The sequence below is a fragment of the Xanthobacter albus genome, from assembly GCF_043194895.2.
Lineage (GTDB): Bacteria > Pseudomonadota > Alphaproteobacteria > Rhizobiales > Xanthobacteraceae > Xanthobacter.
In genome coordinates this window covers 2,204,798-2,226,594 of sequence record NZ_CM195532.1, presented here as the reverse complement: position 1 = coordinate 2,226,594, position 21,797 = coordinate 2,204,798, and the positions used below count along the sequence as shown (strand labels likewise).

The following is a 21,797-nucleotide window of genomic DNA, read 5'->3' as shown; positions in this document are numbered from 1 at the left end:
CCGCCGCCGGATGGCGGCGGGGGCGCCCGCCGGGCACCGGTGTCACTCGATGATGAGAAGCGGCTCGCCGTATTCCACCGGCTGCGCATTGCCCACCAGCACGCGCGTCACCGTGCCGGAGCGGGGCGCGGGGATGGCGTTCATGGTCTTCATGGCCTCGACGATGAGCACCGTCTGGCCTTCCTTCACCGTGGCGCCGACCTCGACGAAGGCCGCGGCGCCGGGCTCGGGCGAGAGATAGGCCGTGCCCACCATCGGCGAGGTGACGGCGCCGGGATGCTTGGCGGGGTCGGCGGGAGCCTCCGCGGCCGGGGCGGCGGCATGCGCGACGACGGGCGCGGGCGCGGCGGCCAGCGCGGCCGGAGCGGCGGCGATCACCGGCGCCGGGGCACGCACCACGCGCACGCGCAGGCCCTCGTGCTCCACCTCGATCTCGGTCAGGTCGCTGTCCGACAGGAGCTTCGCGATGTCCTTGACGAGGTCGGTATCGATCTGGGGTTTGGTCGGCTTCATCATCATCCTGCTCTTGCCGGCTGCGTCCGCGCCCGCGATCCTAGGGCACGGCGCGCCACCAGCTTCTTAAGAAAGGCCCGCCAGCGCCTGGATTCCGAGCACGTAGCTCTGCGGTCCGAAGCCGCAGATGACCCCGCGCGCCACGGGCGAAAGATAGGAATGGTGGCGGAACGGCTCGCGCGCGAACACGTTCGACAGATGCACCTCGATGGTGGGAACCCCCACCGCCGCCACCGCGTCACGGATCGCGACCGAGGTGTGCGTATAGGCGGCCGCATTGAGCACAATGCCCCGCGCGCCGCGCGCGGCCTGGATGAGGTCCACCAGCGCGCCTTCGGAATTGGTCTGCCGGAACACGAGGCCGAAGCCGTGCCGTTCCGCCTCGGAGCGGCACAGCGCCTCCACGTCGGCCAGCGTCGCGGCACCGTAGATGCCGGGCTCGCGCGTGCCGAGGAGGTTGAGGTTGGGCCCGTTCAGAACGTGGATGGTATCGGACATCCCAGAAACATCTGTCGCCGGCACACCATGTCCGGGTCGGCGGCACTTATAGGGGTGCCCGCCGCGCAAGGAAAGGGCCCGCCGCGCGGCCCGGGGCCGGCGGCGGGCGGAAGCTCGGCGGTGCTCAGTTCGCCTTCTTCGGCGCCCGGCTCTCGGCGATGGCGGCCTTGAGCTTGTCGAAGCCCACGGCGCCCACCACCACCTGGTCGCCCACCACATAGGAGGGCGTGCCGTTGAGCGAGAGCGCCTCGGCGAGCTTCATGTTCTCGTCCAGCGTCGCGTTCAGCTCGGGCGAGGAGGCCTGCTTCTGGATCAGCGCTGGGTCGATGCCCGCCTCCTTGGCGGCGGCGAGGGCCTTGGCGCGGTCCGCCTGGCCGCGGCCGTTCAGCAGCGCCTGGTGGAAGGCCATGTACTTCTCCGGCGCCACCATGCGCACCGCCACCGCCACCTGCGCGGCCTCCACCGAGCCCGGTCCGAGCACCGGGAACTCGCGCAGCACCACGCGCAGGTTCGGGTCTTCCTTGATGAGCTCCTGCAGGTCGGAGAGCGCCTTCTTGCAGTAGCCGCAGTTGTAGTCGAAGAACTCCACCAGGGTCACGTCGCCCTTGGGATTGCCGACGACCACGCCGCGCGGGCTCTCCATGAGCAGCGGTTTCACCTGGGAGAGGGCCTTGCCGCGCTCCTGCGCCTCGGCGGCGTTGTGGCGCGTCTCCAGCACGGCGATGGCCTCCTGGAGCACCTCCGGATTCTGGAGCAGGTACTCGCGGATGACCGGGCCGAGCTCCTTCTTTTCCTCGTCGGTGAAGGCGGAGGCGGGGCTGGAGGCCAGGGCGGCCGCCAGCGCCAGCGGAATGAGGCCGGCGCTGAGGCCGAGGCGCGAAAACATGCGTATCTCCATCGCGTGAGAAAGGTCTGTTCCAGGGCATCCCACGCGCACCGATGCGCGGGCGAGGCCCTCGGCTTCCGGCGTCCGCGCACTCCCCAGCGCGAACAGGTGCCCGGCTTGGGCAAAACGCAGGCTATCCGCCGCCACGGCCGCCCCGGTCGGCGCCCTTGGGCGGCTTGAAGTTCACGAGGTCGTCCGCCTTCAGCCACCCCGGCGAGCCCTGGGGAAAGCGCTGGCGGGCGCGGGCGGCGAGCTCCCGGCCGGTCTTGAAGTCGCCGGAGGCGAAATATCCGCTGGCCGCCGCGAGATCGGCATTGGCGAGGTCGCCCTTGCGCCCGTAGGCGATGGAGAGTGAGCGCCACGCGCCCGCCGAATTGGGGTCGCGCTGGGTGGCCTGGATCAGCTCGCGGATGGCGTCCTCGGGATTGACGTTGCTGCCCGACTGCACCATCGCCTGGCCGAGCATGGCGCGGATGAGCGGCGCGCCGTCGGTCATGGAAACCGCCTTGCGCAGCGGCGCCACGGCCTCCGCGGCGCGGCCGCTTTCCAGCAGCGCCTGGCCCTTCAGCTCGTAGAAATAGGGATTGCCCGGCTGCTTGGCGATGAGGGAATCGATCTGCGCCAGGGCGCCGTTCACGTTGCCGAAGCGATAGGCCGAGATGGCGCGCGCATATTGTGCCGCCAGCGAGTTGTCGGAGATGGGATACTGGCGGTTCACCGCATCGGGCCGCTCGATGAAGGCGATGAGCTTCGCCCGCATGAGATCATGCCGGGCCTGGAGGTCGGCCGGGTCCTTGGTGTTGTAGTAGGGGCTCGACTTGGCGAGCTGCTCCAGCGCTGCGATGCGCTCGCGCGCCATGGGGTGGCTCAGGAGATAGGGATCCACCCTCTGGCTCAGGAAGAGCTGGTCGTTCTGGAAGCGCTCGAACGTCTCCAGCATGCCCTTGGACGACTGGTGGGTGGCGTCGAGATATTTCACCGCCGAGCGGTCGGCCGCCTGCTCCTCCCCGCGCTGGTAGGAGAGCAGGGAGCGGCGAATCATCTCCTGGGGGGCGCTCATGCCGGCGGCGGCGGCGCTGCCCAGGTTGCTGCCGCCCATGCCGCCGGCCGCGCCCGCCGCCACGCCCGCGCCGGCCAGCAGCATGGCGACGATGGCCATGGTCTGCGCCCCCGCGAGCTGCTCGCGCATGCGGGCGAGATGGCCGCCGGCGATATGCCCGGTTTCATGCGCGAGCACGCCGATGATCTGGTTCGGCGTCTTGGAATCGATGAGCGCGCCGGTGTTCACGAAGATGCGCCGCCCGTCCGCCACGAAGGCGTTGAAGGAGCGCTGGTTGATGAGCACCACCTCGACATTCTGCTGGGCGAGGCCCGCGGACTTCAGGATCGGGCGTGTATAGTCGCGCAGCAGGGCTTCGATCTCGGTGTCGCGGATGGTGGTGACACCACCCTGCGGCTGCTCCTGCGCGCGCGCCGCGTGGAGCGGGAGCGCCGCCACCGCCAGCACGGCCGCCACGCGCCCGGCGCGCGACGCCATCCGGCGCAGAAGGGAGCAAGAAGGTGATCGGTCCATGAGCCCTGACGCTTGTCCTCGCCTCGCCGCGCGCACACCGCCCGTTCCGTCTCCCCTTGGCGCGCCGGTGCGCGCGCGCTAGGAAGCCGCCGGACAGTGGAGCCCCGCGCCGGCCGGGTCAACGGGCCCGGCCTCACATTGGGGCGACCTTATCTCAAGGACCGCGAGAATGCGGCGGCAGCGCGGCAGGCGCCGCCACCCGGCCGCCTTCCCCCCGCGCCGCAGCCCCTGGCCGAAGGACCTTCGCCCGTGACCGCTTCTTCCACCTCCCTCCCCCGCGCCGGCGTCAGCCTTCAGCCCTCGCGCCGCAGCGCCGTCGCCCCCTTCATCGTCATGGACGTGATGGAGCATGCCGCGCGCATCGAGGCCGCCGGCGGCCGGGTGATGCACCTGGAGGTGGGCCAGCCGGCCGCGCCCGCGCCGCGCGTGGCCCGGCAGGCGGCGGCCGATGCCATCGCCGCCGGCCAGGTGGCCTACACGGCGGCGCTCGGCATTCCCGGCCTGCGCGCCCGCATCGCCCGCCACTATGAGGAGACGCACAAGATCGCGCTCGATCCGGAGCGGGTGGTGGTGACCAACGGCTCTTCGGGCGGCTTCATCCTCGCCTTCCTGGCCCTGTTCGAGGCCGGCGACCGGGTGGCCATCGCGGCGCCGGGCTATCCGCCCTACCGCCACGTGCTCTCCGCCCTGGGCTGCGAGCCGGTGCTCATCGAGACCCGCGCCGAGGACCGCCACGCCCTCACCCCGGAGCGGCTGATGGAGGCCCACCGCGCGGCGCCGCTGAAGGGCGTTCTGGTGGCGAGCCCCGGCAACCCCACCGGCACCATGATGGACCGCCCCGCCCTCGCCGCGCTCTACGACTGCGCGCGCGAGCTCGGCCTCGCCTTCGTCTCCGACGAGATCTACCATGGACTCGATTATGCCTTCCCGGCGGTGAGCGCGGTGGAGATCGCGGAGGATGTCACCGTCATCAACTCCTTCTCCAAATACTTCTGCATGACCGGCTGGCGCGTGGGCTGGATGGTGGTGCCGCCCGGCCTCTCGCGCACCATGGAGCGGCTGCAGCAGAACCTCTCCATCTCCGTACCCACCCTCTCGCAGATCGCGGCGGCCGCCGCCTTCGAGGGCCGCGAGGAGATGGACAGGGTGAAGGCCGGCTATGTGGAGAACCGGCGCATCCTCACCGAGGGGCTGCCGAAGGTCGGCCTCAGCCATTTCCTGCCGGCGGACGGCGCCTTCTACCTTTATGCGGACGTCTCCGCCTTCACCGGCGATTCGGCTGCCTTCGCCACCCGCATGCTGGACGCCGTGCATGTGGCCACCACGCCGGGCGTGGACTTCGACCCCTTCCGGGGCAAGCAGTTCCTGCGCCTCTCCTATGCCGGCTCGGCCACCGACATGCGCGAGGCGGTGGAGCGCATCGGCGCCTTCCTGAAGAAGGAATAGGCCGGAGCAGGGGCGGCCCGCCGCCATACAGTCGCACGATTTCCTGCTATCCTGGCGCCATGAGCCGGATGAGCGACCAGATCGTCGAGATCACCCCGGAGGTGCTGCTGAAGGCCTATGCCTGCGGCATCTTCCCCATGGCCGAGAGCGCCGAGGACCCGGGGCTCTACTGGATCGAGCCGGAACGGCGCGGCATCATCCCGCTCGACGACTTCCGCATCTCCTCCCGCCTCGCCCGCACCGTGCGCTCGGACAAGTTCGAGGTGCGGGTGGATACCGATTTCGAAGGCGTCATCGACGGCTGCGCCGAGCCCCAGGAGGGCCGGGAGAAGACCTGGATCAACCCCCGCATCCGCCATCTCTACGGCGAATTGTTCGCGCGCGGGCGCTGCCACACGGTGGAAGCCTGGCGCGACGGAAAGCTGGTGGGCGGGCTCTATGGCGTGCGGCTCGGCGCCGCCTTCTTCGGCGAAAGCATGTTCCACCGCGAGCGCGACGCCTCCAAGGTGGCGCTGGTGCATCTGGTGGGGCGCCTCATCGCCGGCGGCTTCCGCCTGCTCGACACCCAGTTCGTCACCAGCCACCTGAAGAGTTTCGGCGCGGTCGAGGTCTCGCGGCGGCAATACCACCGCCTGCTCGATCACGCCCTGGCCGCGGAGGGCGACTTCTACTGCTGGCCGGCGGGTGCCGCGGTGACGGGTGCCGGCGCCTTGCAGCCGATCAGCCACACGTCATAGACCGGGTGCTCCACGCCGTGGAGGCCGGGGCTGGAGGCGAACATCCACCCGGTGAAGATGCGCTTGGCCTCACCCTTCAGGGTCACCTCGTTCACCTCGGTGAAGGAGGTGGTGTTCTGCGTCTCGTTGGCGGGGCGGGTGTAGCACACCCGCGGGGTCACCTGCAGGGCGCCGAACTGCACGGTCTCGCCGATGGCGACATCGAAGGAGGTGATGCGGCCGGTGATCTTGTCGAGCCCGGCATAAACCGCATAGCCGTTGGAGATCTTCACTGCCGGTGGCTGCACCACCATGCCGTCCGGTTCCGCCTGGGCAGGGGCAGCGCCGCCGGGCGGGGCGGGCGCGGTGGCGGCCCGGGCGGGCGCGGCGCCCGCATTGCTGCCGGGCGGATAGGGCAAGGGCTCGTAGGGGGTCGGGGAATAGGGCGTGGGCGCGGCCTGGTCCGGGCGGCGCGGCTGCGGCGCGGTGGGCGCGCCATAGCCCGTGGGAGGCGGCACGTTCGACTGCTCGATTCCCGAGCGCTGGAGCTGGGCCGCCGCGGGCGAGAGGCTTGCCGCCTGCGCGACCGCCACCATGGCGAGCGCCGTGAGGCCCTGGGACATCCGCATCATGCTACAGGCGCACCGGTCTAGAGCGTTTTCGAGCGAAGTGGAAACCGGCTCGCGTGAAGAAAACGCGTCAACGCAAGGGTCTGGAGAGCTTCCCCGTTTCCATGAAATGGGGACCCTCTCCAGTATCGTGAACCTGGGCGCTTCCTGCTGCCGGCCGCGGCCGGCCGCCGGCGAAAGGCGCCCTTGGCGAGGCGGACGCGCCGAGCGGCACCTCCGAACCGAATGGATCTTCGTCTGGAGCCGATTAGCACTCACAATGCGGCCTGAACAGGGCATGCGGGGCGGCGCGCACCCCGCACCGCCACAGCGGAGCCAAGCGCGGCGCGCTTGGCCTCACTCGCCGGGAACCCAGGCCTTGTAATCGCCGGTCACGGCCGGGCGATGGCCGGTGGCCAGCACCGAGCCCTTGGGGTGGTAGGCGGCAGCGGTGCCGGTGGGATTCGGCCGATGCTCCTTCTGCCACTCGCGGGGCGTGTAGGTTTCCTTGGACGGCGGCGTGTCGACGCGGTGGTGGATCCAGCCCCACCAGCCCGGAGGAATGCTCGAGGCTTCGGCATAGCCCGGATAGATCACCCAGCGCCGCTCGAAGCCGAGAAGGGGGTCGATGGCGCCGCCCTTGGTGCGGTAGTAGCGGTTGCCGAGCTCGTCCTTCCCGACGAACTCGCCATAGCGCTTGGTCCACCACCAGGTGCCCACGGTCTGCTTTTGCCACCAGGTGAAGATGTAGAGCAGGAGAGTCTTCACGGCCGACGCCTCGTTCCAAAATCGGGCGGAACATGCCACCGGACCCTGCCTGTGTCCACCGTCGAGAGCGACGTGCGTCACGGCACGAAGGTGAGCATCACGTAGACACCGAACAGGATGAGGTGGACCACGCCGTTGAGCGCGTTGGTGCGCCCCGTTCCGAAGGAGAGGATGGCGAGCACGAAGGTCAGCAGCATCATGGTGCGGTCCTCCGGGTCCAGCCCCAGCGACATGGGCAGGCCGAGCATCATGCTGATGGCGGCCATGGCCGGAATCGTGAGGGCGATGGAGGCCAGCGCCGAGCCAAGCGCGATGTTCAGGCTGTGCTGGAGATGGTTGGCGCTGGCCGCCCGCACCGCGCTGATGCCTTCCGGCAGCAGCAGCAGCGTGGCCACCAGCGCCCCGGTGACCGCATCGGGATCGGCCAGCGGGAACATGTCGAGGAAGTCCTCGAAGGCCGCCGCCACATGGCCGGACAGGCTGACCACGCCGGCAAGGCTGACCAGAAGCATCGCCACCGCCTGCGCGAACCGCCGCGGCGAGGGCCGGCGATCCGCATGGCCGCCGTCGTCGTCGACGAAGTGCTCCTTGTAGCGCACTGTCTGCATGTAGAGGAACGCGGCGTACAGCGCGACCGCGATGAAGGCCATGAAGCCGAGCTGGACGGGCGTGAACTGCCCGCTCCTCATGCCGTCCCGCGTCTCCATCGGCAGGATCAGCAGCATGACGCCAAGGGCGATCAGCACCGACAGGAAGCCGGTGACGCCCTGCTGCTGGATCACCTGCTCGCGATGCTTCAGGCTGCCGAGCAGCAGGCACAGGCCGACGATGCCGGTGGTCACGATCATGATGACCGAGAACACCGATTCGCGGACCAGCGTGGGATTGCTGCCGGCATGCAGCATGAAGGAGGCGAGCACCGACACCTCGATCAGCGTCACCGAAAACGTCAGCAGCAGCGTGCCGTAGGGCTGGCCGAGCCGGGCGGCCGCCACATCCGCGTGCGCCACCGCCGAGAAGGAGGAGCCGCACAGGAGCAGCATGGCGAGCGCCCCGACCAGCGCCTCCTTCAGGCCGCTGCCGCCCGCGGCGGCGGTGGCGGGCGCGAGGGCCGGCAAGGCGGCGAGGACGACGGCCAGCGCGACGGCCAGGAACGGAAAGACATAGGCATAGGCGCCGAACCGCGTTTTCGTCACGCTGCACCTCGCAGAGCCCGAAGCGGCGCCGCTCTCCCATATCCTCGTGACAGGCGCAAGGCTCCTCCCCGCCCGCCCCTCAGAGCGCGATCGGCCGCCCCTCCGCCTTCCGCTGCGCCAGCAGGCACAGGTAGATGGAGGCGAGCGTGGCACCGGCCAGCGCAGTGACCTCGGCGTGATCGTAGGGCGGCGACACCTCGACCACGTCGAAGCCCCGGAAATCGAGCCCGCCCAGCCGCTTGAGGGTGGAGATGACCTCCCGGGTCGTGAGCCCCCCGCACACCGGCGTGCCGGTGCCCGGCGCGAAGGCGGGATCGATGGCGTCGATGTCGAACGAGAGATAGACCGGCGCATCCCCCACCCGCTCGGCGATGCGCGCGGCCAGGGCCGCCGGCCCGAGCTCCCCGGCGGTGAGGGCATCGACGATCTCGATGCCGAAGGTGTTGGGCGCCTGGGTGCGAATGCCGACCTGGATCGAGCGGTCGGTGCGAATGAGGCCGTCCCGCACCGCGCGGGTGATCATGGTGCCGTGGTCCACGCGCTCGCCATGGTCATCCCAGGTGTCCTGGTGCGCATCGAACTGCACCAGCGCCACGGGCTGGCCGGTGCGGGCCACCAGCGCCTTCAGCACCGGATAGGTGAGAAAGTGGTCGCCCCCGAGGGTGACGAGATGGCTGCCCCGCGCGTAATGGGCCGCCGCCTGCTCCCGAATCGCCTGGGGAATGCCGGCCGCGATGCCGTAGTCGAACACGCAATCGCCGGCATCGGCCACATCGAGGGTCTCGAACGGATCGATGCCGAAGGGATAGAAGGGATCGCCATCGAGGATGCTCGACGCCGCGCGGATGGCGCGCGGCCCGAACCGCGTGCCGGGGCGGTTGGACACAGCCACGTCCAGCGGCACGCCCCACACCACCACCTCGGCCCCGCCGCCGGCGCGCGCGTAGCGCCGGCGCAGGAAGGAGACGACGCCCGAATAGTTCGGCTCCGTGGACTGGCCATGGCGGAACGACGGGTCCAGGGCCCGGTCGACGGGACGCGGCAGAACGGGATCGGTCATGAGGCACCTCTCGGCTCGACGGGCCGGCGGACGCATGATATCGAGCATGAACGTTCATGCCAGCTCCTTCGGCGCGTCGTTTCGGATCGGGAGAGCAGCCTTCGCCAGATCGCGAAGCTCCGCATGGTCCGGATGCCGCGCGCGAGGACGGCGCGGGCGCCGTGGCCGCGGCGGCGGATGTCGCCCGGAAAACGCCTCGCGCATCGCGCCCACCGCGCCGGACGACCACACAAGCGCCTGTTCACACGCCCCTCGACCGTTTCGACCGACTATCTCGACCGACCGCTGGCGACCCGCATGACGCTCCACGTTCCGACCATCCTTCTCGCGTCGGCCGCCATGAGCGGGCTCATTGCCATGCTGCAGTTCGTCGTCAGCCCGCGGCTGCAGAACCACGCCCTTCGCTACTGGGCGGTGAGCAACCTCGCCGCCGCCACCGGCACCGTGCTGCTCGGCCTCAGGCCGGTGCTGCCCCTGGCGCTCAGCGTCATCGTCGGCAACGGGCTGGTGTTCGCGGCGCTCGGCCTCGTGCTGGCGGGCGTGCGGGTATTCGACGGCAGGCGCCCCATGCTCGGCACGGTCTTCGCCGGCACGCTGGCGGGGGCGGGGCTGCTGTTCCTGTCGATGCTCTCCGGCGACGATCTGGGCCAGCGCATCGTCATCACCTCCCTGGTCATCACCGCGTGGTGCGCGCTGGCGGCGGCCCTGCTGTTCCGCCAGCCCGAGCGCGACGACTGGTCGCTTGCCCGCGGCATCTGCGCCGGCCTCCTGTGCGTCATGGCGACACTCCACGCCGCGCGGGCGGCGGCGGTGGCCGGCGGCTGGACCAACCCGGAGGTCGCCTATTCGGGCATAATCCAGGCGGTGCTCGTGCTCGCGGCGGTGGGCCTGTCCATCAGCTGGAACTTCTGCTCCCTCTACATGGTGCTCGACCGGCTCGCCTCCATCGACGACCTGACCGGCCTGCCCAACCGCCGCACCACGCTGCGCCGCGGCCGAAACCTGTTCAACGAGGCGATCATCCGCCAGCGCGCGCTCTCCATCCTGATGGTGGATCTCGACCACTTCAAATCCATCAACGACCGCTTCGGCCACCACGTGGGCGACGCGGTGCTGCGGCGCTTCGCGGAAGCGGCGGCGCGCGGGCTGCGCAGCGGCGACGTGATCGGCCGCCTGGGCGGAGAGGAATTCTGCGTCATCCTGCCGGGCGCCGATGCCATCGCCGGCCGCGAGGTGGGCGAGCGCCTGCGCCGCATCGCCGAGGGCGAGCTCTCCTGCGTCGCCGACCTGCCGGTGAACGCCACCGTGACCGTGGGCGTCGCCACCCTGCATCCCGACGGGCAGGCGGTGCCCGCCCTCTCCAGCCTGATCCGCGCGGCGGACGAAGCCCTCTACGTGGCCAAGGGCGAGGGGCGAAACCGGGTGCTCGCGGCGGCCTGGCCATCCTCATACCAGCATGAGGCCCAGCGCGCCGACATCACCAGCGCTTCGGCCTGAGGCGGAAGGCGGCCCCGGCGGCCTGTCCGTCGCGGTGATCCGCGCTTCGGCCGGAAGGCCCCCCGTCGGCGAGGGCGCCTCAATCGACGATGCGGCTGTCGTAGACCTCCTCGCCGGGGACGGAGGGGGCATCGAGAGAATCGAGGGTGACGGAGAGCCGCGCGCTGCCCGGCGTGTTGCCGCCCAGGAGCAGCCCCAGGTCCGCCACCGCATCGAAGCTGCTCGCGAAGATTCCCAGGAGGTGGCTGCCGGTCTTCTCCGTCCTCAGGCGCAGGCTGTAGATGCGCCCCGGCGGGGCCGGCGGCGCATCCACCCGCACCTCCGCGCGGCCGGTGCGCGGATCGAACCGCAGCCGCACGGCGGGCGGCGGATTGGCCACGAACACGGGCGCCAAGGTCACCGTCCGCGGCTGCGGCACGCCGTCGCCGCGCCAACGGGCAAGCAGGTCCGAGCCGACACCGAGGGCGATGGCGGCCACCAGCGCGAGCGCGCCCCACAGCAGCCGCCGGTAACGTGGAACGGAGGGTTCCGGCTCCAGCCTCCGCACCGGCGGAACATCGTTGTCCGCAGCGCCGTCTGGCGCAGGGCGGGCGGGCTCTCCCGCCTCATCAGGGCGCTCCTGCGCTTCGGCGGGTGGCGTCTCCGCCGGCGCCGGCACCTTCCGGCGCGACCCGTCATCGGCACGTGGAGCGGCGGCCTTCTCCAGCCCCCGCACGGGTGAAATGCCGCCATCCGGCGCGGGGCGGGCGGGCTCTCCCGCCTCATCAGGGCGCTCCCGCGCTTCGGCGGGCGGCGTCTCCGCCGGTGCCGGCACCTTCCGGCGCGGTCCGTCATCGGCGGGAGGGGCGACAGCATCCTTCTCCGCCGGAGGGGTGGAAGGCGCGAGCGGCGCTTCGGCCGCCGGCACACCGAGATCCGCCGACGCATCCCGCGACGGCCGCTCGGGCACCGGCGTCGCCTCGGACGCCGCATCCTCCCCCTCCCGAAGGGCGACGGCCACGCGCTGGGCCCGCGCCACACCCTTCGGCCCGACCATGGCGGGAATCACCTGCTTCACCGGCCCCCGGCTCAGCAGCGGCCACGCCGGCACCCAGCGAGGCTCCTCCGATGGCTGGTCCGTGGACGCAGAAGCTTCGGCGCCGCCTTCCGCCGCCGCATCGGGAGATGCGACGGGGGCGGGCTCCGGCCCCTCGACAAGCGGCGCGCCCGCTTCCGCACTCGGCGCGGCGTCCACATCCGACCTGCCCGGCTCCACCGGCGTTTTGGAACCGATGGGCTCCGGAGCCGTCTCATCAGGGCTCGGGCCAGATTCTGCCGGCGATGCAGCGGTTTCGAAGAGGGGCACGGCGGCCTCGGCCGCATCCACGGTGCGCAACGGCTCCAGGGCCGAGGCCCCCGGCGGCGGCGTGCCCTCCCCTGCCCCAGGGACGGTTAACGGTTGCTCCTCCGGCGGCGCGGGTTCGGGCGCGGAAACGCCCTCCTGCGAATGCCCATCCAGCGCCGCGCTGGGCGGGGCGAGCTGCGCCTCATCGCTCGCGCTGGCATCCGCAGAAGCCGCCGGTTCGGGCGCAGGTGCACCTGCCTGCGATTGCCCGTCCAGCTCCACGCCAAGCGGGGCGACCGGCGCCTCGTCACTCGCGCCGGCATCCGTCGAAGTCGCTGGTTCGGGCGCGGGAGCGCCCTCCTGCAATTGCCCGTCCAGCGCCTCACCAAGCGGGACGACCGGCGCCTCGTCGCTCGCGTCGGCATCGGCAGAAGCCGCCGGTTCAGGCGCAGAAGCATCGTCCTGCCCCTGCGCGCCCCGCTCCGCGCCGAGCGGAGCAACCGGCATCCCGTTACTCGTGCCGACATCCGCCGAAATCGCGGGTTCGGACGTGGGAGCCCCTTCTTGCAATAGCCCGTCCAGCGCCGCACCGAGCGGGGCAACCGGAGCCTCATCGCTTGTGCCGGCATCCGCCGAAATCGCGGATTCGGGCGCGGGTGCACGATCCTGCAATTGCCCGCCCCGCTCCGCGCCGAGCGGGGCAACCGGCGCCTCGGCGCTCGTGCCGGCATCCGCAAAAGTCGCAGGTTCGGGTGCGGGAGCCCCTTCCTGCGACTGCGCGCCCAGCTCCACGCCAAGCGGGGCGACCGGAGCCTCGTCACTCTCGCCGGCATCGGCAGAAGCCGCCGGTTCAGGCGCAAAAGCATCCTCCTGCGCCTGCGCGCCCCGCTCCGCGCCGCGCGGAGCAGCCAGAGGCTCATCACTCGCGCTGACATCCGGTGACGTGGCGGGGGCAGGGATGCCCTCCACCCTCAACGCTTCCGCGGCGTCCGCCGGCACGGGGCCCGGGGGCTGCGCGCCGTCGCTTTCCCCGGCATCCGCCGCCGGCTCGCGCGCAGGAGAACCCTCTTGCTCCAGGGCGTCCGCAACCGGAGCAGCAGGAGTCGGCACGTCATCCCCGGCGCCGGAATGGGGCGACGCCCCGTCCGTTTCAAGACCAGCAACTGACTGCGGCTCGATGATCTCTTCCAGGGACAGGAGAAGCGGCAGCTCCCCCACGCCGGTGCTGGCATCGGCCGGCAGGTCGTCATGTACGGAAGCTGCGGGGACCTCGGGCGCCGCGGGCGCGGCGGCATCGGCCGGCGGAACCTCAGGCGTGAGGGCGTCCGGCGCGACGGCTTCCACGGGCGCGGGCGGGTGCTGCGCGACCTCGCGCGACGCGAGCATGGGCGGCGCCTCACCCCCGGCGCGGTCCCCGGGCCCGAGCGCCGCTTCCGTCGCCGCCGCGGCAGGTGGAAGATATGCGGCAGCCGGCGCGACGACGCGTTCCGGCAAGACCGCGGCACCGGGCCGCGCGGCAGGCACCGGCGGCGCGGCCATGGATTGTTCCGGCCTCCCGGCGCGCGCGGCCGGCGACACGACCTCCGGCGCAGGCGCCCTGGAGCGCGCGGCCTGGGGCGCCGGCCGGGAACGCGGGCGAGGCTCCTGTTCCGGAGGCAGGGAGGGCTCCGGCGGCGCGGAGGGCGGCACCTCGGTGGCGGGCGCCTTCCGGCGCAGGCCCCGCACCAGCCCCTTCACCGCATGGAACGGCGCCTGCAGCGCCCCGCGCTTGCCGCTCCCGCGCCGCTTCGTCCGGCCTTCTGCGGAAGCGGGTGCGGCGGCCGGCGCGGCATCGGCCGGCGGCTCGTGCGATTTCCGCCCCCGTCCGCGCAGGGCGGCGAGCATCCCGCCGCGCGTGTCGTCCAGATCTTCGGAAATGCTGTGCCAGAGGCCGGGCGGCGGCGCCACCGGCGTCACCAGCTCGTAAAGCGGGGCAAGCGCCCGCTCCCAGGCGCGCACGCGTGCCGCGAAGGAAATATCCACCGCGATGCGGGTGCGGATCTCCGCGCGCTCAGCGGCATCCAGCGTGCCGATCACGAACTCGGCGGCGAGAAGCTCGTCGCGCGTCATGCCCGCATCCCGAGCGCGGTGGCGAGCTGCTGGATGCTGCGCCCGAGCCACGCGCGCACCCCGGCGGCGGGCACGTCGAAATAGACGCCCAGCGCCTCCTTGGTCCAGCCGTCGTAATAGGCGAGGAGCATCATCCGCCGGCGCTCCTCCGAAAGGGTGCCGAGGCCGGCCAGCAGGCGCATCAGCCCCTTGCTCCGCTCCGGCATGGCCAAGGGGTCCTCGGCGGCGCGGGCGACCCGGAAGGGTTCGAAGGCATCGATGCCGCCATGCTCGCGCGCCACGTCCAGCGCCGCCCCGCGGGCGATGACGACCATGGCGGCCAGGGGGTCGTGCTCGGCGCCGATGGCCTCGGCCCGCGCGAAGATCTGGCGATAGGTCCGCCGCATCGCCTCGGCCGCCAGCTCCGGCCGGCGCACCAGGCGCAGCACGAGCCCGTAGAGCTTGGGCGAGGTCAGGGCATAGACGCGCTCGCGCGCGGCGCCGTCGGTGGCGCCCGCCAGCAGGGCTCGAAGCTCTCGTTGGGGCGTCACGGCCGGCTCACCTCCCATTCCCCTCGCCCGCCGCGGCACCTCGCGCGCCGGGAGGCGCGCCATGGGGCGGCACCCGCGGCGCCCCATTGAAACCCGGGCGGCGGGGGAAAAACCAGGGGAACATCTCAGCAGGGCGAAGGCTTCGCCCGGAAGGCCCCTCAGGCCCGCGACGAATCGGCGTGGCGCCACGTGCCCCGGCGGCCGCCCATCTCGGGCTTCACCGTGCGGTCGAGGTCGCCGGCGGCTTCCGCCAGGGCCAGTTCGGCCTCGGCTTCCGCCAGGACGGCGCTGGCGGCCTCGCGCTGGGCGGCGAGGTCCTCCACCGAGCGGCGCAGGTTGTCGCGGCGGCCACGGGCGGCGGTGGCCAGCGGCGGGTAGGCGAAGTGATTGGGATCGGCGATGCCGGAGCGCCCCTCCTCCGTGGCGATGTCGCGGTCGAGATCCACCGCCATGCGCTCGAAATCGGCGATCATGGCGTCGATCTGGGCGAGGCGCCGGCGGGCGTCGTCGATCTGAAACTTCTTGGCGCGGATCAAGGGCTCTCGCGACTTCATCGCCGTCAACTCCGGTACGCAATGACGCAACCCGGCCCGAGCACCCTCGGACCCCTCAACGCCCGTCACAATGCCGCCCCGCGGTTGCCCTTTTCTTACCGCCGGGCGATCCGTTGCGGAAAATCGCACCGGATCGCTCGGCGGAAACCAATCGTTTACCGCCTTCGTTAATCATGGCTCCACGGTTCGAGCGAGGGGCGCCAGCTGCCCGCTCGAAAGCTGCCGGTAGGTGATCGGCGACGGGTGGAACGGGGACGGTAAGGCCCACGAAAAACAGTTAAGTGCTTGGCGGCGATTCGCTCTTCGAAGCCGTGCACAATTGTTTTCTCACAAGGCCTTGTCCGCGAGAATCGAGGTCTGTTATCGATTCCCCACACGTAACGCGAATCACCCCGTCGGCCGAGCAACGGAAGTCGGCATTGCCGCCTTCCGGTCAGTTGCGAGGAAAGGGATTGCCATGCGCGTCTTGCTCATCGAAGACGACAGTGCGACGGCCAAGGGCATCGAGCTGATGCTCAAGACCGAGAACTTCAACGTCTATACGACGAACTTCGGTGAGGAGGGCGTCGATCTCGGCAAAGTATATGAGTATGACATCATCCTGCTCGACCTGAACCTGCCGGACATGTCCGGGTTCGAAGTCTTGCGCAACCTCCGCGTTGCCAAGGTGAAGACCCCCATACTCATCCTCTCCGGTCTCGCCAATACGGAAGACAAGGTGAAGGGCTTCGGCTTCGGTGCCGACGACTACCTCACCAAGCCCTTCCACAAGGACGAGATGGTGGCCCGTATCCATGCCATCGTCCGCCGCTCCAAGGGCCATGCCCAGTCGGTGATCCAGACCGGCGACCTCATCGTCAACCTCGACACCAAGACGGTCGAGGTGGAGGGCGCCCGCGTGCACCTCACCGGCAAGGAATACCAGATGCTGGAGCTGCTCTCGCTCCGCAAGGGTACCACCCTCACCAAGGAGATGTTCCTGAACCATCTCTACGGCGGCATGGACGAGCCCGAGCTCAAGATCATCGACGTGTTCATCTGCAAGCTGCGCAAGAAGCTCGCGAATGCCTCCGCCGGCAAGAACTACATCGAGACGGTGTGGGGCCGCGGCTACGTGCTGCGCGAGCCGGCGCTGGGCGCCGAGCGCATGGCGGTCTGAAGCCGCCTCCCTTTTTCAGAAATTTCCTCGCATCTTCCGATGCCCCACCCGCCGGTGGGGCATTTTGCGTTGGCGAGGCATTTTATGTTGGTCGCCTGCGTCGCGCGCCGCCGGCGGCATCACGCCCCAAATTACCGCGCGAGCGCGGTGAAGGTCACCACGTCGTCGTCCTGGGCGAGGCTCACGATCATGCCGCAGGAGCGGGCGAGAAGACCCGTATAATAAGGCTGGATGACCTGCGCCGCGAGGCCGCCCGCGGGCACATCGCCGGCCACCAGCGCCTCCGCGCCCGAGGGAATGCGCGCCCTGGGACCGCTCGCGGCGAGCACGAAGCCCATGGCCTCGCCCTCCCCTTCCGCGGTCACCCGCACCACGCCGCCGCGCGCCACCGAGGCGGCGGCCAGCAGCATCAGGTTGAGCAGCAGCTTCACCTTGTTCTTGGCCTGGAACTCGCGCGGCAGCAGCCATTCGATGCGCGTGCGGTCATCCTCGATCATGCCGCGGGAGACCTGCTCGGCGTCGCCGAGGTCGAGCTGCGCCCCGGCCGAGCCGGCGGCGCCGAAGGCAAGCCGCGTGAACTGAAGCCGCGCCGAGGCCTGCCGCGCGCTCTTGGCGATCAGCTCCAGCGCCGCCTCGCGCATGTCGGCGGCGTTCTCGTCCTCCAGCACCTCGATGCCGTTGACGATCGAGCCCACCGGGCTGATGACGTCGTGGCACACCCGCGAGCACAGCAGCGCGGCCAGCTCCATGGCGGAGATCGGCAGCAGCGCATCGGGGGAGGTCACGGCGGTCGGCGTCACGTCGGACATGGTCGGGCTTCCGGGCGTGGTGCGATCCCGCCGCCGGCCGTCCGCGGAGCGCGGCCCGGCGGGGAAGGAAACCGCAGGAATGCAAGGCCGGCTCTGATACACCCGACGGCACCCCGCTCACAAGCCGCCGTCGACAGCCGAACGCCCGCCGATTATGAGAAGGCCATGACCGCACCCGATCCGGCCCCCGCCGCCGCGCCCCGCGCGCCCGCCCCCACCGATGCCTCGCTGCTCGCCGGCCTCGCGGAGGCGGCGCTCGCCGCCGGCGTCGCCATCCGCCGCATCGAGGCCGAAGGCATCGACGCCCACCTGAAGGCGGACATGAGCCCGGTGACCGCCGCCGACGGCGCGGCCGAGGAGATCATCTGCGCCGCGCTGGCGAGGCTCGCGCCCGGCGTGCCTGTGGTGGCGGAGGAGGCGGTCTCGGCCGGCGCGCAGGTGGCCTGTGGCGGCCGCTTCTTCCTGGTGGACCCGCTCGACGGCACCCGCGAGTTCATCTCCGGCAATGGCGAGTACACCGTGAACATCGCCCTGGTGGAGGACGGCGCGCCGGTGCTGGGCGTGGTCTATGCCCCGGCGCGGGCGACCCTGTTCGCCGGCCGCCCCGGCGGCGCCTTCCGGGCGCTGCGCGCGCCCGGCGCCCCCGTCGACGCCCAGGACTGGACCCCCATCTCCTGCCGCCCCATCCCGGATGGCCCGCTGGTGGTGGCCGCCAGCCGCTCCCATGGCGACCCGGCCACCGACGCCCTGGTGGCGCGCTATCCCGTCGCCGAATACATCCCGGCCGGCTCGGCGCTGAAGTTCGGTCTGCTGGCGGAGGGGCGGGTGGACCTCTACCCGCGCCTGGGAACGGTGATGGAGTGGGATTGCGCCGCCGGCCATGCCCTGGTGGCGGCGGCCGGCGGGCGCGTGACCCGGCCGGACGGCAGCCCCCTCACCTACGGGCATGGCGCGGACGGCTTCAAGGTGCGCGGCTTCCTCGCATGGGGCGCGGGCGCCCTGCCCCGGCCCGCCGGTGCGTAAGAAGGGCTATAGCGTGGCGGCACTGCGCCACCACGCCTTCCGCCGGTCACAGTATTGAGAATAATCGAGGTTCGAATCGCGGCCACCGCGGTCCCGAAGCCCATCGCGAGATCCCATCATGCGCTTCTCATCGAGCTTCCTTCCGAACGCCCTGCGCCGCGCCCTTCTCGCTCCCGTGCTGGCCGCGGGCCTCGCCGCCGCCGGCGGGGCGATCACCGCCGCGACGCCGGCCGCCGCCCAGCAGCAGGCGCCGGCCACCTATTCCACCGGCGAGCTGGTGAGCAAGGGCCACTCCTTCTTCGGCAGCGTCTCGCGCGGGCTGGCCCTCTCCATCGAGAAGGCGGTGTCGCAATGGGGCCAGCCCAACGGCTACATCCTCGGGCAGGAAGGCTCCGGCGCCTTCGTGGGCGGGCTGCGTTACGGCGAGGGCGTGCTCTATACCCGCAACGCCGGTGACCTGAAGGTCTACTGGCAGGGGCCCTCCGTGGGCTGGGATTTCGGCGGCGACGGCGCCCGCACCATGATCCTGGTGTACAACCTGCGCAGCGTGGACGATGTCTTCCGCCGCTTCGCCGGCCTTTCCGGCTCGGCCTATGTGGTGGCGGGCTTCGGCATGACGGCCCTGGGGGCGGACGGTATCGTGGTGGTCCCCATCCGTTCCGGCGTGGGGGTGCGGCTGGGCGCGAACCTGGGCTACCTCAAGTTCACCTCCAACCCCACGTGGAATCCGTTCTGATCCCCGCTTGACGGCGGTGGCCGGCGCTGCGTCCGCACTGGTGCGCCGCGCGCACTTCTGGCATGAATGGTTGAGAGGTCCGGCGTGACGGACCCAAGCTGAAGGACAAGGGCCGACGTGATCGAGCAGATCATGTATTTCGCACTGGGCGTTCTCATTGCAACGCTCGTGGCCCTGCTCGTCCTGCCGGCGGTGTGGCACCGGGCGGTGCGTCTCACCACGCGCCGCGTGGAGGCGGCGGTGCCCGTCTCCCTGTTCGAGGTGCAGGCGGACAAGGACCAGCAGCGCGCCTTCTTCGCGCTCAACCAGCGGCGGCTGGAGCTGAAGGCCGACGCCATGCGCGAGACCATCACCGGGCACGCCTCGGCCATCGAGCACCAGCGCCAGAGAATCGTGGATCTGGAGCGCGCCAACGGCGAGCTGGAGGATCGCGCCCGCCGGCTGGAGGGCCTCAACGCGGAGCAGGCGGTCCTGGTGGGCGAGCTTCAGGACCAGGTAGCCGACCATGCCTCCGCCGGTGGCCAGCTCGATGCCGAGCGTGTCGCCCACCTCACCGACCTGACCGAGGCCAACGAGATCGTGGCGCGCCTTCAGGCCGACATCGAGCGGCTGAATGGCGCCGTCGCCGCCCGCGACAGCCGGCTCGCGGCCGAGCGCACCCGCATCGCCGCCCTGGAGATGGAACGTACCCGGCCGGGCGCGTACGGCCAGGGCGCCGCCGCCGATGCGTCGGACACCGCCCTCAGGGCCGCGCTGGCCGAGCTCGCGGCGAAGGTGGTGGTGCTCACTGCCCAGGTCGAAGGGGCCGTCTCCCCCATTCCGGCGCTGGTGGCCGATGCGCCAGCCGGCGACGCCACCCTCGCGGGCCGCATCCGCGCCCTGCTCCACGAGCCCCGGCAGGCGGCCGAATAGGAGGCCGGGCCGCATGGCCTGCGCCCCATGATGCCAGCCAGGCGGCACGCGGCGCGGCGGGCCGCGTTCCTGCTCCGCTGAGCACGGGCGCGCTTCGGGCGCGACGCGACATCAGCACGGCCAAGGCCGGTGACGCTTATTCGCCGCCCCCATGTCACGAGGCATGCCGCTGCCTCACGCCGCACAGGAGCGCGGCGCGCGGACGGCCCCGCACGAAGGGCGAGCATCTCATGCTCAGGCGAATTGTGAGACGGTGAGGCCCGTATGCGGTGCCGGTGTCGCCGGCGTGTCCGACGGCGCCGTCAGCAGAGCGAGGGGCGGCGTGGCGATGAGCACCGCGGCGAACAGCACCCCCACCAGCGAGACGAGCAGGGAGGCGCGGCGCGCGACGCCATCATCCTCCCACCGCCGGGAGGACGCGGGGAACGGGACAGGACGGGACACCGAAGAAGCCATGGCGGGAATCCTTCATCCAGCCTCCGCGCGCAGGGCGCGACGAAGGGCGAGACTTGTGTTTCCAAGACTTGTGCTTTCCATGAACAAGCTGCAGCCGATCCGCCGCACCGGCACGCAGTTGTTAAGAGAAGATTGACGCCGCCCGCGAAGTTCCCGCCTTTCTCATTCACGAATCCGAGAGAAGCGGCGCGCTGCGGTGCCCGCGCGCTTTCGCTGCGGCGCAATGCAGAAGAAGAGTTGCGCGACCTCCCCCGCACCCCTGATATGGCGGGGATGATAGACAAGCTCGAATACCTCATCGCCCTTGCGCGTGAACGCCACTTCGGCCGCGCGGCCGAAGCCTGCGGGGTGACGCAGCCCACGCTCTCGGCCGGCATCAAGCAGCTCGAGGACATGCTGGGCGTGCTGCTGGTGCAGCGCGGATCGCGCTTCATGGGCTTCACGCCCGAGGGCGAGCGGGCCCTGGAGTGGGCACGGCGCATCGTCTCCGACGCGCGGGCCATGCGGCAGGACATCGACGCCCTGAAGCGCGGCCTCTCCGGCCCGCTGCGTATCGCCGCCATTCCCACCGCCCTGCCCATGGTGGCGGCGCTCACCACCCCCTTCCGCGCCCGCCACCCGGACGTGCGCTTCACGGTGATCTCCCGCACCTCCCTGGAGATATTGAGCGACCTTGAGAACCTGGAGATCGACGCCGGCCTCACCTATCTCGACAACGAGCCCCTGGGCCGGGTGAACACGGTGCCGCTCTATCGGGAGCGCTACCGGCTGGTGACCGCCGCCGACGCCCGCTTCGGCGACCGTTCCAGCGTGAGCTGGGCGGAGGTGGCGGAGCTGCCGCTGGCCCTGCTCACGCCCGACATGCAGAACCGGCGAATCGTGGACGGCCTCCTCGCCGCGGCCGGGCCGCAGCCGAAACCCACCCTGGAATCCAATTCCATGACCGTGCTGTTCACCCATGTGCGCACCGGCCTGTGGGCGAGCGTGATGCCGGCCATGCTGGCGGATTCCCTGGGCCTCACCTCGGTGGTGCGCTCCATTCCCATCCGCGATCCCGATATTTCCCATTCCATCGGCCTCGTGGTGCCCCATCGCGAGCCAACGACACCGGTCATCTCCGCTTTGGTGGCGGAGGCGCGGCGCATCGCCCCCAAGCTCGACCAGCAGGTGCTGGCCGATCCCGCCCTTGCTGCGATGCGATAGGGTCTCCGCGCGCGCACGCGGGTACACATAGAAAAGTCCGATCAAGACTGGGCTTCCGGGGCGGCGATGTCTCTTTTGCCGCAGCCTGGAGGCTGATGATTCCGCGACCGCGCACCTGCGCCCCGACCTCTTTCATAGAAATGTTCTATTGCACCATCCCACGGCTGCATTGATCGGCGCCGCTTTTGTGACAGTCTGTTTGAAATCATCACAAGGAAGGG

The 21,797-nt window shown here is 70.9% G+C and carries 21 protein-coding genes; 8 read left to right on the top strand and 13 right to left on the bottom strand.

Going from position 1 to position 21,797, the window contains the following annotated elements:
• Positions 1-42: 42 nt before the first annotated feature.
• The 4 genes from accB to V5F75_RS09925 all read right to left on the bottom strand — a co-directional run bounded on the left by accB (position 43) and on the right by V5F75_RS09925 (position 3,434).
• Positions 43-513, bottom strand: a complete 471-nt coding sequence (accB, locus tag V5F75_RS09940; RefSeq protein ID WP_394037609.1) for an acetyl-CoA carboxylase biotin carboxyl carrier protein — start codon at positions 511-513, stop codon at positions 43-45.
• 66 nt (positions 514-579) lie between these two features.
• The gene (gene aroQ, locus V5F75_RS09935; RefSeq protein WP_394037591.1) at positions 580-1,011 is read right to left on the bottom strand and encodes a type II 3-dehydroquinate dehydratase; all 432 of its coding nucleotides are present in this window, start codon (positions 1,009-1,011) and stop codon (positions 580-582) included.
• 124 nt (positions 1,012-1,135) lie between these two features.
• A complete protein-coding gene (locus tag V5F75_RS09930) occupies positions 1,136-1,897 on the bottom strand; it encodes a DsbA family protein (protein WP_394037589.1) in 762 nt (253 codons plus the stop codon).
• 133 nt (positions 1,898-2,030) lie between these two features.
• Positions 2,031-3,434, bottom strand: coding sequence for a M48 family metalloprotease (locus V5F75_RS09925; RefSeq protein ID WP_394037587.1), 1,404 nt, complete (start codon positions 3,432-3,434; stop codon positions 2,031-2,033).
• Between the two features lie 285 nt (positions 3,435-3,719).
• Here V5F75_RS09925 and V5F75_RS09920 point away from each other — a divergent pair, with 285 nt between their 5' ends.
• Both V5F75_RS09920 and aat read left to right on the top strand, forming a co-directional pair.
• Entirely contained in the window at positions 3,720-4,916 is a 1,197-nt protein-coding gene (locus tag V5F75_RS09920) for a pyridoxal phosphate-dependent aminotransferase (RefSeq protein WP_394037585.1), read from the top strand.
• Between the two features lie 59 nt (positions 4,917-4,975).
• Positions 4,976-5,653 carry a leucyl/phenylalanyl-tRNA--protein transferase gene (gene aat, locus V5F75_RS09915; protein ID WP_394037583.1) on the top strand — a complete coding sequence of 226 codons (678 nt, stop codon included), beginning with the start codon at positions 4,976-4,978 and terminating at the stop codon, positions 5,651-5,653.
• On the opposite strand, the gene V5F75_RS09910 is transcribed toward aat, so the two are convergent.
• The 4 genes from V5F75_RS09910 to speB all read right to left on the bottom strand — a co-directional run bounded on the left by V5F75_RS09910 (position 5,584) and on the right by speB (position 9,264).
• Positions 5,584-6,264, bottom strand: coding sequence for a DUF2155 domain-containing protein (locus V5F75_RS09910; protein WP_394037581.1), 681 nt, complete (start codon positions 6,262-6,264; stop codon positions 5,584-5,586). The two genes, aat and V5F75_RS09910, sit on opposite strands and share 70 nt — an antisense overlap.
• 333 nt (positions 6,265-6,597) lie before the next feature.
• Positions 6,598-7,008 carry an NADH:ubiquinone oxidoreductase subunit NDUFA12 gene (locus tag V5F75_RS09905; RefSeq protein ID WP_394037579.1) on the bottom strand — a complete coding sequence of 137 codons (411 nt, stop codon included), beginning with the start codon at positions 7,006-7,008 and terminating at the stop codon, positions 6,598-6,600.
• Between the two features lie 77 nt (positions 7,009-7,085).
• Complete coding sequence (locus V5F75_RS09900) at positions 7,086-8,204, bottom strand: calcium:cation antiporter (protein WP_394037577.1); 1,119 nt, start codon at positions 8,202-8,204, stop codon at positions 7,086-7,088.
• Between the two features lie 79 nt (positions 8,205-8,283).
• Positions 8,284-9,264: an agmatinase gene (gene speB, locus V5F75_RS09895; RefSeq protein ID WP_394037575.1), complete on the bottom strand. Its 981-nt coding sequence runs from the start codon at positions 9,262-9,264 to the stop codon at positions 8,284-8,286.
• Between the two features lie 297 nt (positions 9,265-9,561).
• Here speB and V5F75_RS09890 point away from each other — a divergent pair, with 297 nt between their 5' ends.
• Positions 9,562-10,761, top strand: a complete 1,200-nt coding sequence (locus V5F75_RS09890; protein ID WP_394037573.1) for a GGDEF domain-containing protein — start codon at positions 9,562-9,564, stop codon at positions 10,759-10,761.
• A gap of 79 nt (positions 10,762-10,840) precedes the next feature.
• Here the strand turns inward: V5F75_RS09890 and V5F75_RS09885 are convergent, their stop codons facing one another.
• The 3 genes from V5F75_RS09885 to V5F75_RS09875 form a co-directional block, all read right to left on the bottom strand.
• Positions 10,841-14,041 (bottom strand): hypothetical protein, encoded by a 3,201-nt coding sequence (locus V5F75_RS09885; protein ID WP_394041017.1) that lies wholly within the window; start codon positions 14,039-14,041, stop codon positions 10,841-10,843.
• A 149-nt stretch (positions 14,042-14,190) separates the two neighbouring features.
• Positions 14,191-14,724, bottom strand: a complete 534-nt coding sequence (locus V5F75_RS09880; RefSeq protein ID WP_394037570.1) for an RNA polymerase subunit sigma-70 — start codon at positions 14,722-14,724, stop codon at positions 14,191-14,193.
• A 158-nt stretch (positions 14,725-14,882) separates the two neighbouring features.
• Positions 14,883-15,278 (bottom strand): flagellar export protein FliJ, encoded by a 396-nt coding sequence (locus V5F75_RS09875; RefSeq protein ID WP_393989972.1) that lies wholly within the window; start codon positions 15,276-15,278, stop codon positions 14,883-14,885.
• A gap of 457 nt (positions 15,279-15,735) precedes the next feature.
• On the opposite strand from V5F75_RS09875, the gene ctrA reads away from it, so the two are divergent.
• Positions 15,736-16,437, top strand: coding sequence for a response regulator transcription factor CtrA (ctrA, locus tag V5F75_RS09870; RefSeq protein WP_394037568.1), 702 nt, complete (start codon positions 15,736-15,738; stop codon positions 16,435-16,437).
• Positions 16,438-16,568: 131 nt separating this feature from the next.
• Here the strand turns inward: ctrA and chpT are convergent, their stop codons facing one another.
• Entirely contained in the window at positions 16,569-17,246 is a 678-nt protein-coding gene (gene chpT / locus V5F75_RS09865; protein ID WP_394037566.1) for a histidine phosphotransferase ChpT, read from the bottom strand.
• A 165-nt stretch (positions 17,247-17,411) separates the two neighbouring features.
• Here chpT and cysQ point away from each other — a divergent pair, with 165 nt between their 5' ends.
• From cysQ to V5F75_RS09850, 3 genes are all read left to right on the top strand, one after another.
• Complete coding sequence (cysQ, locus tag V5F75_RS09860; RefSeq protein WP_394037564.1) at positions 17,412-18,269, top strand: 3'(2'),5'-bisphosphate nucleotidase CysQ; 858 nt, start codon at positions 17,412-17,414, stop codon at positions 18,267-18,269.
• 118 nt (positions 18,270-18,387) lie between these two features.
• On the top strand, positions 18,388-19,005 hold the full coding sequence (locus V5F75_RS09855; protein ID WP_394037562.1) for a DUF1134 domain-containing protein: 618 nt from the start codon (positions 18,388-18,390) through the stop codon (positions 19,003-19,005).
• Between the two features lie 117 nt (positions 19,006-19,122).
• The gene (locus V5F75_RS09850) at positions 19,123-19,917 is read left to right on the top strand and encodes a hypothetical protein (RefSeq protein WP_394037560.1); all 795 of its coding nucleotides are present in this window, start codon (positions 19,123-19,125) and stop codon (positions 19,915-19,917) included.
• Positions 19,918-20,151: 234 nt separating this feature from the next.
• Here the strand turns inward: V5F75_RS09850 and V5F75_RS09845 are convergent, their stop codons facing one another.
• Positions 20,152-20,373 carry a hypothetical protein gene (locus V5F75_RS09845; RefSeq protein WP_394037558.1) on the bottom strand — a complete coding sequence of 74 codons (222 nt, stop codon included), beginning with the start codon at positions 20,371-20,373 and terminating at the stop codon, positions 20,152-20,154.
• Positions 20,374-20,646: 273 nt separating this feature from the next.
• On the opposite strand from V5F75_RS09845, the gene V5F75_RS09840 reads away from it, so the two are divergent.
• Positions 20,647-21,576 (top strand): LysR family transcriptional regulator, encoded by a 930-nt coding sequence (locus tag V5F75_RS09840; protein WP_394037556.1) that lies wholly within the window; start codon positions 20,647-20,649, stop codon positions 21,574-21,576.
• Positions 21,577-21,797: the final 221 nt, after the last annotated feature.

What these genes read in the sequence shown, in the direction of transcription:
- accB (WP_394037609.1), bottom strand. Translation starts at nt 513, where the DNA reads ATGAAGCCGACCAAACCCCAGATCGATACCGACCTCGTCAAGGACATC.
- aroQ (WP_394037591.1), bottom strand. Translation starts at nt 1,011, where the DNA reads ATGTCCGATACCATCCACGTTCTGAACGGGCCCAACCTCAACCTCCTC.
- V5F75_RS09930 (WP_394037589.1), bottom strand. Translation starts at nt 1,897, where the DNA reads ATGTTTTCGCGCCTCGGCCTCAGCGCCGGCCTCATTCCGCTGGCGCTG.
- V5F75_RS09925 (WP_394037587.1), bottom strand. Translation starts at nt 3,434, where the DNA reads ATGGCGTCGCGCGCCGGGCGCGTGGCGGCCGTGCTGGCGGTGGCGGCG.
- aat (WP_394037583.1), top strand. Translation starts at nt 4,976, where the DNA reads ATGAGCCGGATGAGCGACCAGATCGTCGAGATCACCCCGGAGGTGCTG.
- V5F75_RS09910 (WP_394037581.1), bottom strand. Translation starts at nt 6,264, where the DNA reads ATGATGCGGATGTCCCAGGGCCTCACGGCGCTCGCCATGGTGGCGGTC.
- speB (WP_394037575.1), bottom strand. Translation starts at nt 9,264, where the DNA reads ATGACCGATCCCGTTCTGCCGCGTCCCGTCGACCGGGCCCTGGACCCG.
- V5F75_RS09890 (WP_394037573.1), top strand. Translation starts at nt 9,562, where the DNA reads ATGACGCTCCACGTTCCGACCATCCTTCTCGCGTCGGCCGCCATGAGC.
- V5F75_RS09875 (WP_393989972.1), bottom strand. Translation starts at nt 15,278, where the DNA reads ATGAAGTCGCGAGAGCCCTTGATCCGCGCCAAGAAGTTTCAGATCGAC.
- ctrA (WP_394037568.1), top strand. Translation starts at nt 15,736, where the DNA reads ATGCGCGTCTTGCTCATCGAAGACGACAGTGCGACGGCCAAGGGCATC.
- chpT (WP_394037566.1), bottom strand. Translation starts at nt 17,246, where the DNA reads ATGTCCGACGTGACGCCGACCGCCGTGACCTCCCCCGATGCGCTGCTG.
- cysQ (WP_394037564.1), top strand. Translation starts at nt 17,412, where the DNA reads ATGACCGCACCCGATCCGGCCCCCGCCGCCGCGCCCCGCGCGCCCGCC.
- V5F75_RS09855 (WP_394037562.1), top strand. Translation starts at nt 18,388, where the DNA reads ATGCGCTTCTCATCGAGCTTCCTTCCGAACGCCCTGCGCCGCGCCCTT.
- V5F75_RS09845 (WP_394037558.1), bottom strand. Translation starts at nt 20,373, where the DNA reads ATGGCTTCTTCGGTGTCCCGTCCTGTCCCGTTCCCCGCGTCCTCCCGG.
- V5F75_RS09840 (WP_394037556.1), top strand. Translation starts at nt 20,647, where the DNA reads ATGATAGACAAGCTCGAATACCTCATCGCCCTTGCGCGTGAACGCCAC.